Below are 16,063 nucleotides of genomic sequence, written 5' to 3' on the forward strand. Positions count from 1 at the left end.
GCGCTCCTCCGGGGGGAATTCCCCGCCCGGCAGAACCCCCCGCAACCTCCACACCGCGTTCTGCAGAATACGGCGGGCCGTTCGCGGTTCCGTTCCACCGCTCCAGAGCGCTTCGAGCAGTTCGCTCACCGCGACGACCCGGTTCGCCTGGAGCAGGAGGTACCCGAGGACCGCTCGCTGCTTGATCCCGCCGAGGGGAACGTTGCCGCCGTCCACGGAGGCTTCCAGCGGGCCCAGTAACCTGAAATCCACCACACGTCCTCATTTCACTTGCCTGCAACATTCGACACACTTGGAAAGGCAAGCACAATGCCCGGTCGAATTCGGCACCCCCCTGCGTCTGCCCAGTTCACAGCAGCCCCAACCGCCACCATTCTCCTACTATACAAATCCCTAGACCCGCTTAATGCGGCCGCGAGAAGCGCCGCCCGGTTTCCCGCCTCCACAAAAGCGGTCGGCCGATTCTCCCCGAGCGGTACTCCGACCCGCCCACCGCTCGTCACCGTTCCGGACCGGCGAGCAGTTCGAGGGCTTCGGCCAGGTCGCCGCGGCCTCCGATGCCGAGTTTCCGGTAGACCTTGGTCAGGCGCTTCTCCACCGCCCTCGGCGTGACGTCCGCGGCCGCGGCGATCTCCTGGTTCGTCATGCCCTCCGCGGCCAGCCGGGCGGCCTGGATCTCGGGAAGCGTGAGTCCCCCGCCGGACACGAGATACGGGGGCCCGCCCGGTTCGGCCCTGCGCTGCTCGGCCGCCCAGCGCACTCCGCACACCTCCGCGAGCGCGCGGGCCGACCGCTCGTGCTGCCTGGCCGCCGAGTCGTCCGCTCCGCGCAGCCGTTGCGCCAAGGAGAAGTGCGCCCTCGACCGTTCGAGCAGGTCCTCGGCCCCGTCCAGCACCTCTGCCGCTTCCTGGAGCAGGGCGAGGCCCGCATCGCCCCCGGTCAGTTCGCCCCGCAGTCTCAGCGCCCGTCCGATCGCCGGGGGAGCCCCCCAGGCCAGCGCCCGGACGTGGTCCTCCTCCGCCAGCTCCGCCGCCTGCCGCAGGTCACCCAGGCGCCGGTGGAGTTCGACGGCGGCGCTGCGCCAGGGCAGCAGCGCCGGGTTGCGCCACCCTGCGCGCTCCAGGCGCCGGCCGCAGTCGACGATGTGCCGTACCGCGGCCCTCAGGTCGCCGGCCCCGGCGGCGACCGCACCGGCCACGAGGCCCTGAACCGGGCAGCCGGACGCCGCTCCGTCGGCACGGGCGCCGTCGGCGGGGGGCAGACACCCGGCCAGTGCGCCGTCGAGCGTCTCCAGCGCGAGCCCGGCCACCAGCGCCATCGACGGCCCGCCGAACCTCTCGCCCGCCCAGCCGGACGCCGCCCCTTCGAGCACCCGCGCCCGGGCGGCCGGGAGCCGTCCCGATGCCCTCATGACCCACGCCTCCTCGACGCAGAGCAAAGACCGCGCCGCCGGACTCATCCGCCCCCAGTCGTAACTCCGGACCGACTCCAGCCACGGGGTCACCTTGGCCGGCACGCCCGCCACGGCCAGAGTGCTCACCAGGAGCGACAGCCCTGTGTGCAGGTGTCCGCTCACCGCGGGTTCCCGCTCCAGGATGCGAACGCCCAGCCGGGCGGCCTCCGGCGCGGTGGTCCGGCCGGTGAGGATCGCCCCGTGCAGCAGGACGGCGGCCAGTTCGCGTTCCGCCGGGGTGTCGAGGAGCGTGTCCGGGTCCGGTGTCCGGGCACCGGGGCCCCCGGGGCGCGACCTCGGATCGCTCAGGTCCATCAGCGCCAGGTAGTGCCGGCGGGCCCTCAGCCGCAGGGCGAGTTCGCGCTCCGGCCCCGTCAGGTCGTCCGGGTCACCGAGATCCTCGGCGACGGTACGGACCCGTTCGACCACCCGAGGCGGGGCCGCGGCGAGGGTCGCCGGGGAGAAGCCCACCGCGACGGCGGCACGTTCGGCCGGCGTCGGGAGGAGCGCGAGGGCGTCGGCCAGGTGCCGTAAGGCCGCGGGCGGGTCGAAGTCCCGTTCCGCGACGCTCAGATCGGCCAGCAGCACCGCACGTTCGGTGCCCGTCTCAGGGGCTTCCAGCAGGGCCCGTCGCAGATACCGGGCCGCCGCTTCGGGGCGACCGGAACACAGCGCCTCCCGCGCCGCCGAGCTCAATACCCTCGTCGCCCAGGGCCCCTGCCCCGGTGTCACGGCGATGAGCTGCCCGGCCGCCTCCTCGGCCCGGTGGCCGTGCCCGTGCAGGGTGCCCGCGGTGCGGAGCCGGAGCGCCTCCTGTTCGTCGGCCGTCATGGACTCCTCCAACGCGGTCCGCACCATCGGGTGGGTGAACCGGGCCGGCGTGTCGTAGGTCAGCAGACCGAAACGGCGCAGGGCGCGCACCGCGTCGAGGTGGGTTTCGGGGTCCAGCTCGGCGACCACCACGGCCGGCCCGTCCCACGCCGACTCGGGCAGGAGGGCCATCGCCCTGGCCAGCCGGAGCGGGACGGCGGGCATCGAGATCAGCCGGTGCGTCAGCCAGTCGCCCAGACGGGGCGGTCGTGCGGACCGTACGGCGTCCGCCTCCGCGGCTCGCGGCCGCCGCCCGTCCGCCGCGAGTTCGGCCAGGTGGAAGGCGAGGTAGGCGGGGTTGCCGCCCGTCACCTCGTGGCATGCCCGGACGAACTCCTCGTCCCCGCGCTCGCCGAACCGCTCACGCACCATGGCGTGGATCCCGGACGGCCGCAACCTCCCCGGCCGCAGGCGGTGCTCCGCTCCCCTGCCGAACTCCCGCACCAGCCGGTGCCCCGCCGAATCGGTGCCCTCCTGGACCGCCGCCACGATCGCGACCCGGGAGGTGGTGATCCGCTTGGCGACGTGGCTGAGCCAGAGCAGCGACTCCTCGTCCGTCCACTGCAGGTCGTCCACCACCAGCAGCACCGGCTGGTCGGCACTCATCCGGCCGAGGAGCACCCACAGTGCCCGCAGGACCCGGTGGAGCCCGTCCGGTGCCGGAGGGACAGCGCAGTCCGAGACCGCCGGGAAGTCGGCGAACAGCCACTCGGTGTACTCGGCGACGTCCGCCCGCCAGCGGTGGAGAGTGGCGGCCGGGGTCCGGCCGACGAGAACGTCGAACAGCTGCCTCACCACTCCGAAGCGGTGGTCGGTCTCCAGGGGTGAACCGGCGGCCCTCAGCACACGGAAGCCGGTCGCGGAGGCACGGTCGGCCGCCGCGTGCAGCAGGGCCGATCGGCCGATGCCCAGCGGTCCGGAGACGACCGTCGCCGAGCCGCGGCCCCCGCGCGCGGCACGGAGCACGTCCTTCAGGAGGGCCAACTCGTCTTCACGGTCGGTCAGCATGTGCCGTGTCCTCTCGCCGCCCCACCGGGGAGGAAGCCGTCCGCCCCTGGGCCGGCGCGCACCGGCCGGGGACCCGCGGCGGCGGGCCGGACGACAGACGGGCAGCCGTCCACTCCGTGAGTTCCCGGGCGCTTCGCGTCCCGGGCGACGGGTCCCCGGGGGCGAGGAGCGGCCGGCCGGGGCCGGTGCGGCCGCCCCCGCGGCCGCGGGTCAGTGCCAGTCCCAGGGAGACCACCCCCGCCGCGGTGCGCGCGTCCCACGCGGGTGACTGCCGCTGGTGTTCGTCGGCCAGTCTCCCGGCCTCCTCCACGTCTCCGAGGACATGCCGGGCGACGGACGCGAAGTACCGCCACCAGAGGAACCCCGCGTTGGTGATCCCCTTGTACAGCAGCCAGCGCCCGCACTCCTCCAGGTCCCCGACGGCGGCGAGAGCGTCTCCTTCGGCGAGCCGCGCGCACCCGCGCGCGAACAGCTTGAGGGGCCGGCCCACGCCGTCCCGGACGGTGTCCGGTGAGGCGGACTCGGCCGCCTGCCGCGCCCTGGCGAACTCACCGTCGTACACGTGCATCAGCACCTGCAGCGCGGTGATCCTCAGCGCCACGGACGGGTGCCTGCGTGCGGGCGGCAGCCGACGGCACAGCGCGACGAGGTCGTCTCCGGCCTCGTCCGGCAGGCCGCGGTGCAGGTACGTCCAGGCCCGTGCCTCCAGCACCATGCCGGCCATGACGTCCAGCCCGAGCCCGTCCGCCTCCGCGAGCAGGGCGCCCAGCACGGGGAGGGACTCCTCCGTGTCGCCGCCCATGGTCAGCACCTGCGCGGCCATGATCCGTGTCATGAACAGGCAGCCGTCGTCCCAGGAACCCCCCAGCGCGCGACGGGCCAGCGGATGACTGCGCCGGGTGTCCTCGGCCTGCAGCATCATGCGCCAGGCGGTGAGCGCCGCGTGGATACGCCGGTCGGCGAGCGAGGTCAGCAGGGGGCTGCTCATCGCTCCCTCGCCCACGCCGCACTGGGGAACCGAACGGTCGACGAACCGGGGGGCGACCGCCTCGCCCCGGGTGTCGGCGGCCACCAGGAGGTCGGCGGCCACGCGGCGCAGCGGCAGCACGGCCCTGCCGCCGGGCGCCCTGATCACCTTCAGAAGGCGCCGCTCCCCCGCCTCGGCGGACCGGGACATCTCCACGACGGCCAGATCGAGGAGGACGTGCGCGCGTTCGACGTGGTCGAGTTCCTCGTCCAGGGCTCTGCACAGGAAGCGGCCCGCCGCACCGTCGTCGCCGGTGTCCCGACGGTGTGCGGCTGCCTCGCGCAGCGTCCGTGCCGCCCAGGGCCGGCCGGTCCGGCCGGTGCCCAGCAGGAGCCGCGCCACGCTTTCCTTCGCGGCCGCCGCCCGGTGCCCGAGCCCGGCGGCGGCGGCGTAGAGCTGTTCCCGCGCGCCGGGCGTGAGGTCGGACAGGATGCACGCGGCGGCACTCGGATCGGTCAGGACGAGCGGTTCGCCGTCGGCGACCAGCCGTGCCCGCCGGAGCAGACCGACGGCCTCCGAGGGTGAGGTGGACGTCAGGCGGGCGAGTGAGCAGACCAGTTCGGTGGGGAGTTCCCCGCCGCACACCGCGATCGCTCGCAGCAGCGACGCCTGCTCCTCGGGCATGGCGTCGAGCAGATCCCGCGTCTGTTCGTCGACCGCCTCCGCGACCCGCGAGCGCAGTTCCTCCAGACGCCCGGCCGACGGCGTGAGGCCGTCGCGCTCCAGCCCGGTGACGACGGCGCTCAGCAGCCTGGGACTGCCGTGGGTGACACGTGCAGCCGTGTCCACGAACGCGTCGTCGAGATCGCCGTCGTACGCCCGGGCCAGGAGGTGACGGATGGCGGCGGTGTCCAGCCCTTTCAGTTCGACGGCTTCCTCGATGCCCGGATCGGAAGCGACGCGCGTGCCGGACCTCACGGCGACGACCACCAGGACCGGGGCCTGGTGCATGCGTCGCATCAGCCCGTGCAGCATCCGCCGGGACCACGGATCGGCCCACTGCAGATCGTCGACGAGGACCAGCAGCGGACACCGGCGGGCGAGACCCAGGACCTTCCGGCACAGGCCGGGAAGGAGGGCGGCGTCCGGCGGCAGGCCCGCGCGGGCACCCTCCCACCGCAGGACGTCGAGGTGCCCGACGGGGTTCAGCAACTGCTGCACCACGGCGTACGGTGATCCGGCCTCCTGGAGGGAGCCCTGGGCGCGCAGCACCCGCGCGCCGGCGTCCTCGGCCAGCACCGCGGTCCAGTGCAACAGCGCGCTGCGGCCCATCCCGGGTGCCCCTTCGATCCTCAGGGCACGGGACCGGCCCGTCATCAGCCCCTGGACCGCGTCCCGCAGCCGCCGGCACTCCGACGCGCGTCCGGCCAGAGGACGGCGATCGGTCCGCTGCGTCCGGCACGCGAACTCCTGGCCCTGTCCCTGCCCTTGCCCCTGGTCGCCCGGCGTCGCGTTCACAGGTGGTCCGCCTGCGCCGTGTGCGGGGCTCCGGTGTCCACCGGGCCGCCCCTGCGGTCCCGCCGGCGCCACAAAGGGAGTTGTTCGGCCAGCTCTTTGCGGTTCCTCACCCCCAGCTTGCGGTACGTCTGCGTCAGATGGGTCTCGACGGTACGTGTGGCGACGAACAGTGCCTCGGCGATCTGCTGGTTGCTCAGTCCCGCGGCGGCCAGGTCCGCCACGTGCAGTTCACTCCTCGTCAGCAGCCCGCTGGCCAGGTCACCCGTGGGCCTCGGTACCCGGCCGCCCGCCGTGAGCAACAGCCGGGACGCGGCCTCACCGGCTCCCCGGGCGCCGCAGCGGATGGCCGCGCCGACCGCCCGGTGCAGCCGTTTGCGCGCCGCGCGCTCGTCGCCCTCACGCAGCAGCGCACGCCCGAGCAGGTAGTCGGCCCGTATGCGGCAGAGGCGGCCGGGGGCCTCGGCGAGGACGTCGACCGCCTCGCTGAGGACCTCGACGGCCCGGTCCCGGTCGACCACCGTGCTCACGGCCAGCAGGCTCTGCCCGATGGCGCGCGGAGTGCCCCAGCGCCGCGCCGACTCGGCGGTCTCCTCGACGAGTTCGCGGGCCTCCGCGACACGGTCACGCCGGACCAGCAGATGGACGGCGTGCGACCACCAGGGCGAGAACACCGGGTTGTCGATGCCCGACGTCCGCAGGTCGTCTCCCAGGCGCAGAAGCTGCTCCAGCGCGGCGTCCTGGTCTCCGCGCCGCCCTTGGGCGAGGGCACGGTGCAGCCGGAGGAGGCTCCAGCCCCGGCCCGTTCTGTCGCCGCCCCCCTCGTCGGCGGTGAGGAGTCCTTCCCGCGCGAGCCGTGCGTCCGCCGCCTCCGGACGGCCCGCGACGGTCAGCAGGGCGGCCTCGACCGCGAACGGCAGGAGGGTCGCCTGCCGCCAGGGCGCCTGTTCGGTGATGTCCAGGGCGTGCCGCACATCGGACATGGCCGCGTCCACGGCGCCGAGTTCGTACAGGGTCCATGCCCGCAGGCAGAGGACCTCGTGATGCGTCCAGTCGTCGCCCCGGGCCCGTGACTCCTCCAGGGCCTGGTCCCAGATCCGCATCACCGGGTCGATCTCGTCGGCCATGAACAGGGCGGGCCCGACGCTGTACGGCAGCCAGTCCGCCCAGCCGCCCGCCTGCGCTCGCTCCGCGATGTCCACCGTGTGGGGCGCCGAGCGGGACTCGAACGCCGCCAGCAGTGCCTGGGCGGCGAGGGTCCTCCGTTCGGCGGGCGTGTGCCCGGCGGGGGTGGCCGCCTCCCGCAGCCCGGCCGCCGCGTTCCGCACGAGGGCCCGGGCGCCCGGCGACCTGGTCTCGGTGCCGATGCCCGCGATCACCAGAGTGGACCGGAGCAGATCGGCGCCTTCGGTCGCGTCCGCGGAGGGCTCCGCCGCCATCACGTCGTCGAGCCGGTCCACGGCTTCGCCGAGCGCGGGCACTTCCCGCGCTCCGCCCTGTGCGGCCAGCGCGACCTCGCTGAACCGGGCGGCGATCCGGGCCCGCGCCCGGGCGTCGGACGTCCGGTCCAGTACCGTCCGCAGTTCGACCAGGGCTGCGAGCGGGTCCAGGCAGGCCAGCACCGACGCCAGCGTGACCTGGAGCATGTCCCGCTCCGTCTCGCCCTTCTCCTCCGCCGCGGTGTTCGGCACCTGCCGCAAGTAGCCCGCCGCGGACCGCAGATCGCCCTGCCGCAGCGCCTCGTCCGACGCGTCGAGCAGGGCGTCGGCCATCCACGGCTCCTCGGGCCAGGGGAGGTGCACCAACTGGTCCGCGACCCTGCGTACGGGCTCCCCGGCCTCGCTCAGCACCCGCGCCGCCCGGGTCCGCAGCCGCCGGGCCGCCTCGGGCGGGAGCTCGTCGAGCACCGCCCGCCGGACCGCCGCGCGCATACCAGCGGGTTCGGCTCGCGTCAGAAGGCCCTGCTCGCGGAGTGTCCGGAGAGCGGCTCTGGTCTGGGACGCCGGTACGCGGGCGAGGTCGCCGACCGCTTCCGGACGGGTCTCGTCGAGCACGGCGACAGCCGCGGCCACCGTCCGCACGCGGTGCGGCAGGGAGGGCAGCCGGGACGCCGCCAGGGCGCGGACCGCCTCCGCACCCAACTCCTCCACGGTCTCCGGTGTGACGGACGACGGTTCGCGGTCCGCCGCGGTCAGGGAGTCCAGGAGTGCATGGAGCAGCCGGGGATTGCCGCCCGACGTCCTGCCGCACGTCTGTACGATCAGCGCGCTCTGCGAGCCGAGCCGGTCCCGGACGACCGCGGCGACCCCGGCATCGTCGAGCGGGCGCAGCCGGAGCACGGTCGGCTCGGCCCAGTTGGTCGGCGACACCGGTTGCTCCGCGCCGAGACGGACGGACGGATCGCGCAGGGACATCACCACGAGCAGGGGGCAGCGGCCCGATCGGTGGATCAGGAAGCGCAGCCATCGCAGTGACGCCTCGTCGGCCCAGTGCGCGTCGTCGAGGACCAGGACCAGCGGGCGGTGCGACATGAGACGACCCGCGATCCGGTGGAGCGCACGCAGCGTGGCGTACTCCTGTGCGGCGCCGGGATCCCCGGGCCGCGTCGCGGCATACCCGTCCAGCACCCCGAGCGCCGTGCCCAGGCAGTCCCGCGTCCACCGGCGGTTCTCGGTGCCCTCGTCCTCCCGGGTGCCGAAGAGCTGCCGCACGACTCCGTAGGCCGTGCCGGACTCCGGCTCCCGGCACACGGCGCGCAGCACGGTGGCGTCCCCGATCACCCCGTCGCGGCGGTCGAAGGCCTTGCCGAGGAGCGCGCTCTTGCCGACACCCGCCTGACCGTGCACGAGCAGGAGCCGGCAGCGCCCTGCGCGCACTCCCGAAAAAGCGCCCGCGATCCGGCCGAACTCCTCGGTACGGCCCACCAGTCGATGAACAGCCGGTCGTCGTGTCATGGAAGTCACCGGTTCTCGCCCCCTCGGCACACCGTTCGGTGAATGCCGTGGCATATGCACCGACTGCACAGCGACCTGCACCTCCGTAAGCCGTGCCGAATTTCCGGCCGCCATGGCAGGACGGCCGGATCCTCGCGCAAAGCTCCGTATTGGAGGCCCGAGGGCCACAGGCTCATCCTCCGCGAAGTTCCGCCACGAAAACTTTTGAAAGCTTTAAATACTTGACCATCCAAGTCAAGTTTGCTCAAAAAGAGGCCGATAGTCGGCGAATCGGACAAGCCGCACGGTTGGAAGCAAGAGGTCCCCCCGCCATCAACCCCCGCCCTCCCCCCGCCGACAATGGCGGAAAATAACCCCCCGGCTGGCTGAATTCAGCACCGTACCTCCCCCCACGCACCGCCCTCGTCACAGGAACCACCACGGTGTTCACCCAGCGGAGCCGTGCGCCCTTGACGCCGCTCAAGACAGATCATTAGTTTGCCCTTAAAGAAATTCTCCCCTTCCATCTCCTTGCAAAAAAATGCGCAAAAAAGCGCCACGGAAGTCTCCCCGGTCCCCCACCACGAGGCAGAGCGGCCACGTGCGGACAGAGATTCAACCGAGGTGAAGATGTATTCACATATACCGATCCTCTTGGCTGAGACGTCAGGGATACACAGGACACGCCGCCCCGGTCAGTTGCAGGTGAAGAAGGCGGATCGCGGGACTCCGCTGCGTTACGGCCCCACCGGTGTGGCCGCCCCGGACGACGCGCTCTTCTCCGGTCTCCCGGCAGAAGTCACCGAGCCCCCGGGTGACGACGGCACCGTCGCATTCCCCGACCTCGCGAAGGCCGCGGATTCCAAGGACGGAAGCACGCCCCAGCCGCCGGAGGCGATCACCGAGATCGAGGCCCGGATTCTCGAAGGCATCGCGGCCGGATCCTCCTCGACCCAGATGGCATCGCGCCTCTATATGAGCCGGCAGGGCATCGAATACCACGTGACCGGGATGCTGCGGAAATTCCACGCGCCCAACCGCTCCGCCCTGGTGTCCCGCGCGTACTGCTCGGGATTGCTGTCGGTCGCGAGCTGGCCGCCCCGCGTCCTGCCCGAACGCGTGAAGTGACCACCCGTGGAATCTCCGGCACCAGCCCCGTCGACCTCGTGACGGGCCTCTGAACACGAGGTGAATCCGACCTGATTCAGTAGAACACCCGAGGGCCTTGTGGTATCGGATCCCATGAAGCTGCGAATCGGCCGAGGCAGAGCCACAACCGATCCACATCAATTCCGGACAGGCACGTTCGAGGAAACCCACCGGAGGCGGAAGTGGAGCGGAACGTGCCCCGGCGGGACCCAGACGCCCTGCGCCGACGCCGAAAGGTGATGGTTTCGAATGAGGCGAGGCAAGAAGACCCGGGCGGCGGCCTCAGCGGGCGGGAAATCGGCACCGAGCGGTGCTTTATCCCGAAGACGGCATGTGTCCACCCGGCTGACCGTCATCCTGCTCGTCCCGGTACTGATCAACCTGGTGATGGGCGGTGTCCAGGTGCGGTCCTCGATCGGCACCTGGAAAGCGGCCGAAGCCGCGGAGGCGGTCGCGCTGATCGTCGCCAGGTCGAGCGCCTATCACGGGGCGCTCCTCGACGAGCGTGATCTGTCCGTGACACCGCTGCTCCAGGGCAGACGGGACAGCGCGGTGGTACGGGACGCGCGGGCGGTCACCGACCGGCGGGCCGCCGACTTCCGGCGGGCGGTCGCCGCGCTGCCCGCCGAACTCGGCCTGGAGCAGCGGATCCGCCAGGTCGAGCGGGTCGGGCCGCGGCTGAGGGCGGTACGAGCACAGGCGTTCACCCCGGCCACGGACCCGGTGGCCACCGAGGAGAGCTACGCCGTACTGGGCCGGCAGATCACCGGGTTCGCCAACGAGTTGAGGTTCGGCCTCGAGAACTCCGCGTCGTACGGCCGCACGGTGCACTCCCTCGCCCAGGCGAAGGATGCCGCGTCCCTCCAGCGGTCGGCCGGCCTGCACCTGCTGGTCCGGCCCGGTGGCGCCGGGCCGCTTCGGGAACAGCAGCTCGACGCCTTCGTGACGTACCGCCGGCTGGAGACCATCGCCCTCCGGACCTACCGGGCCACCGGGACGGACACGGAGCACCAGGCGACGGTCGCGGGCCCGAGCCGTGCGGCGACACCCGCGCTGGAACGGATGACCGAGAGGATCGCGGCCGGAGCGAGGCCCGACGTCCTCGCGGCGCAGGGCATCACCCCGTCCACCTGGATGGCCGCCTCGACCCGGAAGGTCGAGGCATACGGAAGGGCCGAGAAGCAGCTCATCGACGGCGCGGTGGCCGAGGCCGCACGGATCGCCTCCGACGCCCGGCGTGAGGCGTTCGTCAAGGGCGCCGTCATCGTGGCCGCCCTGCTCGCCGGCTTCGTCGTCGCCGCGCTCATGGCACGGCAGATGAGCCGCTCGATGCGCCGCCTGCGCAACGCCGCCCTCGCCATCGCCGAGCGGCTTCCCATGCTGTGCGAACGGCTCTACCGCGCCTACCCGGCCCGGGTCGACACCCGGATCGCGCCCATTCCGATCTCCACCACGGACGAGATCGGCGAGGTGGCCCGGGCCTTCGACCAGGTCCACCGCGAGGCCGTCCGGCTCGCCGCCGAGCAGGCCCTGCTGGGGGGCAGCATCAACGCGATGTTCAGCAGCATGTCGCGCCGCAACCAGTCCCTGATCGAGGGCCAGCTGGCCCTGATCACCGACCTGGAGAACAACGAGGCCGACCCGGACCAGCTGGAGAACCTCTTCCGCCTGGACCACGTCGCGACCCGTATGCGCCGTAACGGCGAGAACCTCCTCGTGCTCGCCGGTGAGGAGCCCGGCCGCCGCTGGGACCGGCCGGTGCCGCTGGTCGACGTGCTGCGCGCGGCCTCCTCCGAGGTGGAGCAGTACGAGCGCGTCGAACTGTCCGGCGTCCCGGAGGCCGAGATCCACGGCCGTGCCGTGACCGACCTCGTGCACCTGCTCGCCGAGCTGCTGGAGAACGCGACGACGTTCTCCTCCCCGCAGACCAGGGTCCGCGTCACCGCGGCCCTTCTCCCCGACGGCCGCGTGATGATCGAGATCCACGACAAGGGCGTCGGTCTGAGCGCCGAGGACTGCGCGGACATCAACCACAAGCTGGCCAACCCGCCGTGCGTGGATGTCGCGATCTCGCAGCGCATGGGCCTGTTCGTGGTCGGCCGGCTGTCCGACCGGCACGGCATCCGCGTCCAGCTGCGCCCCTCGGGCGAAGGCCCCGGCACCACCTCGCTGGTCATGCTCCCGGGCCACCTCGCCCGGCACGACGGCACGTACGAGCAACCGGACGCCGTCTTCCCCGCCCCGGCCGGTCACCGGCCGCCGGCCCCCATCGTCGGCGAACCCTGGTCGGACGCGCCGTCCCCCGGCCCTTCGCCCCTGAGCACGGCGGGCGGGCGGACGGACCTCACGCGGCCCTACCGGGCGGCCTCCGCCAGGTCGGCGACGACCGCCGCGTGGTCGGAGGGCCAGAGCCCGTCGACCGGACCGTCGCAGGCCCGCCGTGCGTCCCGGACGCGGCCGAGTCCATCGGGTCCGGGCGGGCCCACGTGGATGTAGTCGATGCGCGCACTCGGCCCGTCGGCCGCCGCCACGTACGGGTTGGCGGCGTCCCAGGTGGCGTGGGGAGCGGCCGGACCGGCGTACGTCCAGGCGTCGAGCAGGACCTGGCCGGGCACGGCCGGGGCGGTCGTGCAGCCGCCGAGGAGGCGGACCTCGTCGGAGTCGGGCCAGGCGTTGAGGTCGCCGGTGACGACGGGCGGGAAGGAGGTGTCACCGCGGTGCCGGGCGACGAAACCGGCGAGCGCCGCGGCCTGCCCGCAGGACCCGCGGGTGCGGGTACGGATCCGGGGGCGGTGGCACGAGGGGACCGCGCACCTGATGCCGCAGGACGACCCGGCGGCACGGCTGCGGTCACTGCCCCGGGTCAACAGCCTGGGCGTGCGGGCGTTCGGGACGGATCTGCTGACGGTGCGGGTGGACCTTGACGCCTGAGAGCCCTCACCCCGGCCACACGATCGCCTGCACCTCGCTGTAGGCGTGCAGGGCGTACGAGCCGACGTCCCGGCCCACTCCGCTCTGCTTGAACCCGCCGAAAGGCGCCTCCATGTTGCGGCCCACCGTGTTGATCCCGACCCCGCCGGCCCGCAGCCGCCGGGCCACCCGGAAGGCCCGGGCGACGTCGCGCGACCAGACGTAGTCGATGAGGCCGTAGTCGGTGTCGTCGGCGAGCGCGATGCCCTCCTCCTCGTCGTCGAAGGGGATGACCACCACCACCGGCCCGAAGATCTCCTCGCGGGCCACGCGCATGTCACCGGTGCAGTCGGCGAGGAGGGTCGGGGCGACGTAGAAGCCGGTGGGCAGGTCCGGGCGTCGGCCGCCCGTCACCACCACCGCGCCCTCCTTGCGGCCCAGTTCGACGTACGACTCCACCCGGTCCCGGTGCGCCGCCGAGATCACCGGCCCGACCACCGTGTCCGGCTCCCGCGGGTCCCCGACCTTCAACCGCTGCGCATAGGCGGCCAGTCGCTCCACCAAGCGGTCGTGGATCCCGCGCTGCGCCAGCACCCGCGTCGGCGCCGTGCAGATCTGCCCGCTGTAGAAGGAGAAGGTGGTGCCGATCCCGGCCACGGCCGAGCCGAGGTCGGCGTCGTCGAAGACGAGCGCGGCGCCCTTCCCGCCCAGCTCCATCAGCTGCCGCTTCATGCCCCGCCCGCACACCTCGGCGATCCGCCGTCCGACCGCCGTGGAGCCGGTGAAGCTGACCATGTCGACGTCCGGCGATGCCACGGCCGCCTCACCCACCTCGGTGTGCGAGCCGCTGACGACGTTCACCACACCCGGCGGGGCGCCCGCCTCCTGCAGCGCCTCGGCCATCCGGTAGACCGACAGCGGATCCTGCGGGGCCGGTTTCACCACGACCGTGTTGCCCATGGCCAGTGCCGGGGCGACCTTCCCGGCCGGGTTGGCCCAGGGGTTGTTGTACGAGGTGACGCAGGTGACGACCCCGACGGGCTGCCGCACGGCCAGGGCGCCCATCACCCCGGCCTTCCCCATCGGCCCGGCCTCGTTGATCTGCGGCGGGATCGGCCACTCGGCGGGCTCCACGCGCGCGTAGCGCCGGAAGCGGGCGGCGGCGACCCCGACCTGCAGGGCGCGTGCGGTGCCGAGGGTCGCCCCGGTCTCGGCCCGGGCCAGCTCCGCGTACTCCTTCAGCCGGCCGGCGATGATCCCCGCCGCCCTGCCGAGGACCGCGGCCCGTTCCTCCGGGGCGGTGCGCGACCACGGCCCGAAGGCCTCGCGGGCCGCGGCGCAGGCCGCGAGCACCTGATCCCGCGAGGCCTCCGGCGCCCACCCGACGGTCTGCTCGCTCGCCGGGTCGGTCACCTCGTAGTGCCCGCCGTCCGGCTCCACCCAGGAGCCGCCGACGAACAGCGACTGGCGTGCCGTCACCTCGTGCTCACCGTCTCCGTGTCCCGCCCCGATCGGAGCACCCGCCCCGGTACGGCCCCGTTCACCACGTCGTCGCGGATGGCCTCGACGCCGTTGACCCACACGGCCCGTACGCCCAGCGCCCGGGAATCCAGCCGCGGGCTGTCACCCGGCAGGTCGTGCACCAGGGTGGCCGGGCCCGCGTCGACGCGCTCCGGGTCGAGCAGCACCAGGTCCGCGTGCCAGCCCTCCCGGATCCGCCCCCGCTCCCGCAGTCCGAAGAGCCGGGCCGGGTCGTCGGTGAGCATCTTCACGGCCTGCTCCAGCCCGACCAGCTTCCGGCCCCGCAGACAGTCCCCGAGGAACCGGGTCGTGTACGGCGCCCCGCACATCCGGTCCAGATGGGCACCGGCGTCGGACCCGCCGAGCAGCACGTCCTCGTGCTGCCAGGTCTGCGCCCGCAGGGCCCAGGACGCCGGGTCGTTGTCGGTCGGCATCGGCCACAGCACCGTGCGCAGTCCGTCGTTGGCGCAGATCTCCACCAGGCACGCGAAGGGCTCCAGCCGGCGTTCCTCGGCGATGTCCTTCACCACGCGTCCGGTCAGCCCGGCGTTCGCCTCGCTGTAGGTGTCGCCGATGACGTACCGCCCGAAGTTCGCGAGCCGCCGGAAGACTCCCGCCTCCTTGGAGTTCGCCCGCCGCAGCAGTTCGGCCCGCACGTCCGGATCCCGCAGCCGCTCGATCCGCTCCGGCACGGGCAGCCCCAGCACCGGCCCCCAGCCCGGGATGAGGTTCAGCGCGCAGAAGGTGCCCAGGGACATGTTCATGGGAGTGAGGATCGGCATGGTGAGGGCCACGACCCTCCCACCCGCCTTCCGCGCCTGCTCGCTCGCGAGCAGCTGCCGGGGCACGCGCTCGGGAACGGCCGCGTCGATCGTCAGCACGTTCCAGTTCAGCGGCCGTCCCGCGACCGCGCTCATCTCCACGAACAGATCGATCTCCGCGTCGCTGAACTGATCCAGACAGCCCGCGACGATCGCCTCGATCTGCGTGCCCTCGCACTCCCCGACGGCCCGCGACAGCGCCAGCAGCTCGGCCGGCCGGGCGTGCCGCGAGGCGACCGGCTGCCCGTCCCCGTCGGAGTGGCTGCTCGACTGGGTCGTGGACAGCCCCCAGGCCCCGGCGTCCATGGCCTCCCGCAGCAGCCGCACCATCGCGCCTAGCTGCTGCCGAGTCGGCTGCCCGCCCACCGCGTCCGGCCCCATCACGTACCGCCGCAGCGCGCAGTGCCCCACCATGAACCCGGCGTTGACGGCGATCCGACCCTCCAGGGCGCCCAGGTACTCCCCGAAGGAATGCCAGCTCCAGGGCGCCCCCTCCTCCAGCGCCACCAGCGCCATGCCCTCGACCCGGGACATCATCCGCCGTGTGTAGTCGGCGTCCTCGGGCCGGCCGGGATGCAGCGGCGCGAGCGTGAAACCGCAGTTGCCGCCGACGACGGTGGTGACCCCGTGGTTGAGCGAGGGCGTGGCGTACGGATCCCAGAAGAGCTGGGCGTCGTAGTGGGTGTGGGGGTCGACGAAGCCGGGGGTGAGGACGAGACCGGTGGCGTCCTCGGTGGTGCGGGCTTCCCGGGTGACCTCACCTATGACGGCGATCCTCCCGTCCTTGATGCCGACGTCGGCGGTCCGGCCGGCGGCACCGGTCCCGTCGACGACCGTCGCACCTTTGATGACGTGATCGAGCACTGGGCGCACCTCCTGGTGGGCGGTGGGACTGGTACCCAGGGGCGCGGGGAAC

At 73.1% G+C, this 16,063-nt stretch carries 6 protein-coding genes and 3 pseudogenes; 3 read left to right on the forward strand and 6 right to left on the reverse strand.

Annotated features, from left to right (window positions below):
• Window positions 1–499 precede the first annotated feature (499 nt).
• Genes ADK65_RS18460 through ADK65_RS18470 form a run of 3 tightly spaced genes read right to left on the reverse strand, consistent with a single transcriptional unit; the run spans window position 500 to window position 8,767 of the window.
• Complete coding sequence (locus tag ADK65_RS18460; RefSeq protein ID WP_053671334.1) at window positions 500–3,331, reverse strand: ATP-binding protein; 2,832 nt, start codon at window positions 3,329–3,331, stop codon at window positions 500–502.
• Window positions 3,315–5,816 (reverse strand): AAA family ATPase, encoded by a 2,502-nt coding sequence (locus tag ADK65_RS18465; protein ID WP_159038799.1) that lies wholly within the window; start codon window positions 5,814–5,816, stop codon window positions 3,315–3,317. The genes ADK65_RS18460 and ADK65_RS18465 overlap by 17 nt, the downstream gene beginning before the upstream one ends.
• Window positions 5,813–8,767 carry a LuxR family transcriptional regulator gene (locus ADK65_RS18470; protein WP_159038800.1) on the reverse strand — a complete coding sequence of 985 codons (2,955 nt, stop codon included), beginning with the start codon at window positions 8,765–8,767 and terminating at the stop codon, window positions 5,813–5,815. The genes ADK65_RS18465 and ADK65_RS18470 overlap by 4 nt, the downstream gene beginning before the upstream one ends.
• 633 nt (window positions 8,768–9,400) lie before the next feature.
• On the opposite strand from ADK65_RS18470, the gene ADK65_RS18475 reads away from it, so the two are divergent.
• Entirely contained in the window at window positions 9,401–9,874 is a 474-nt protein-coding gene (locus tag ADK65_RS18475; RefSeq protein WP_234352909.1) for a helix-turn-helix domain-containing protein, read from the forward strand.
• 270 nt (window positions 9,875–10,144) lie between these two features.
• A pseudogene (locus ADK65_RS18480) lies at window positions 10,145–12,103 on the forward strand (nitrate- and nitrite sensing domain-containing protein); the annotation flags it as partial.
• 146 nt (window positions 12,104–12,249) lie between these two features.
• Here ADK65_RS18480 and ADK65_RS38865 read toward each other — a convergent pair.
• A pseudogene (locus tag ADK65_RS38865) lies at window positions 12,250–12,654 on the reverse strand (endonuclease/exonuclease/phosphatase family protein); the annotation flags it as partial.
• 1 nt (window position 12,655) lies between these two features.
• Between ADK65_RS38865 and ADK65_RS38870 the strand changes: the two are divergent.
• Window positions 12,656–12,826 (forward strand): annotated as a pseudogene (locus tag ADK65_RS38870) (nitroreductase/quinone reductase family protein); the annotation flags it as partial.
• A 6-nt stretch (window positions 12,827–12,832) separates the two neighbouring features.
• On the opposite strand, the gene ADK65_RS18490 reads toward ADK65_RS38870, so the two are convergent.
• On the reverse strand, window positions 12,833–14,284 hold the full coding sequence (locus ADK65_RS18490) for an aldehyde dehydrogenase family protein (protein WP_053671343.1): 1,452 nt from the start codon (window positions 14,282–14,284) through the stop codon (window positions 12,833–12,835).
• Entirely contained in the window at window positions 14,281–16,020 is a 1,740-nt protein-coding gene (locus ADK65_RS18495) for an N-acyl-D-amino-acid deacylase family protein (protein WP_107092320.1), read from the reverse strand. Before ADK65_RS18495 ends, ADK65_RS18490 begins: the two co-directional genes overlap by 4 nt.
• Window positions 16,021–16,063 lie beyond the last annotated feature (43 nt).

The sequence above is a fragment of the Streptomyces sp. NRRL B-1140 genome, from assembly GCF_001280065.1.
Lineage (GTDB): Bacteria > Actinomycetota > Actinomycetes > Streptomycetales > Streptomycetaceae > Streptomyces.

Bases quoted from the DNA above. Each gene is read 5' to 3' on its own strand.
- ADK65_RS18460 (WP_053671334.1), bottom strand. From the start codon at position 3,331: ATGCTGACCGACCGTGAAGACGAGTTGGCCCTCCTGAAGGACGTGCTC.
- ADK65_RS18470 (WP_159038800.1), bottom strand. From the start codon at position 8,767: ATGACACGACGACCGGCTGTTCATCGACTGGTGGGCCGTACCGAGGAG.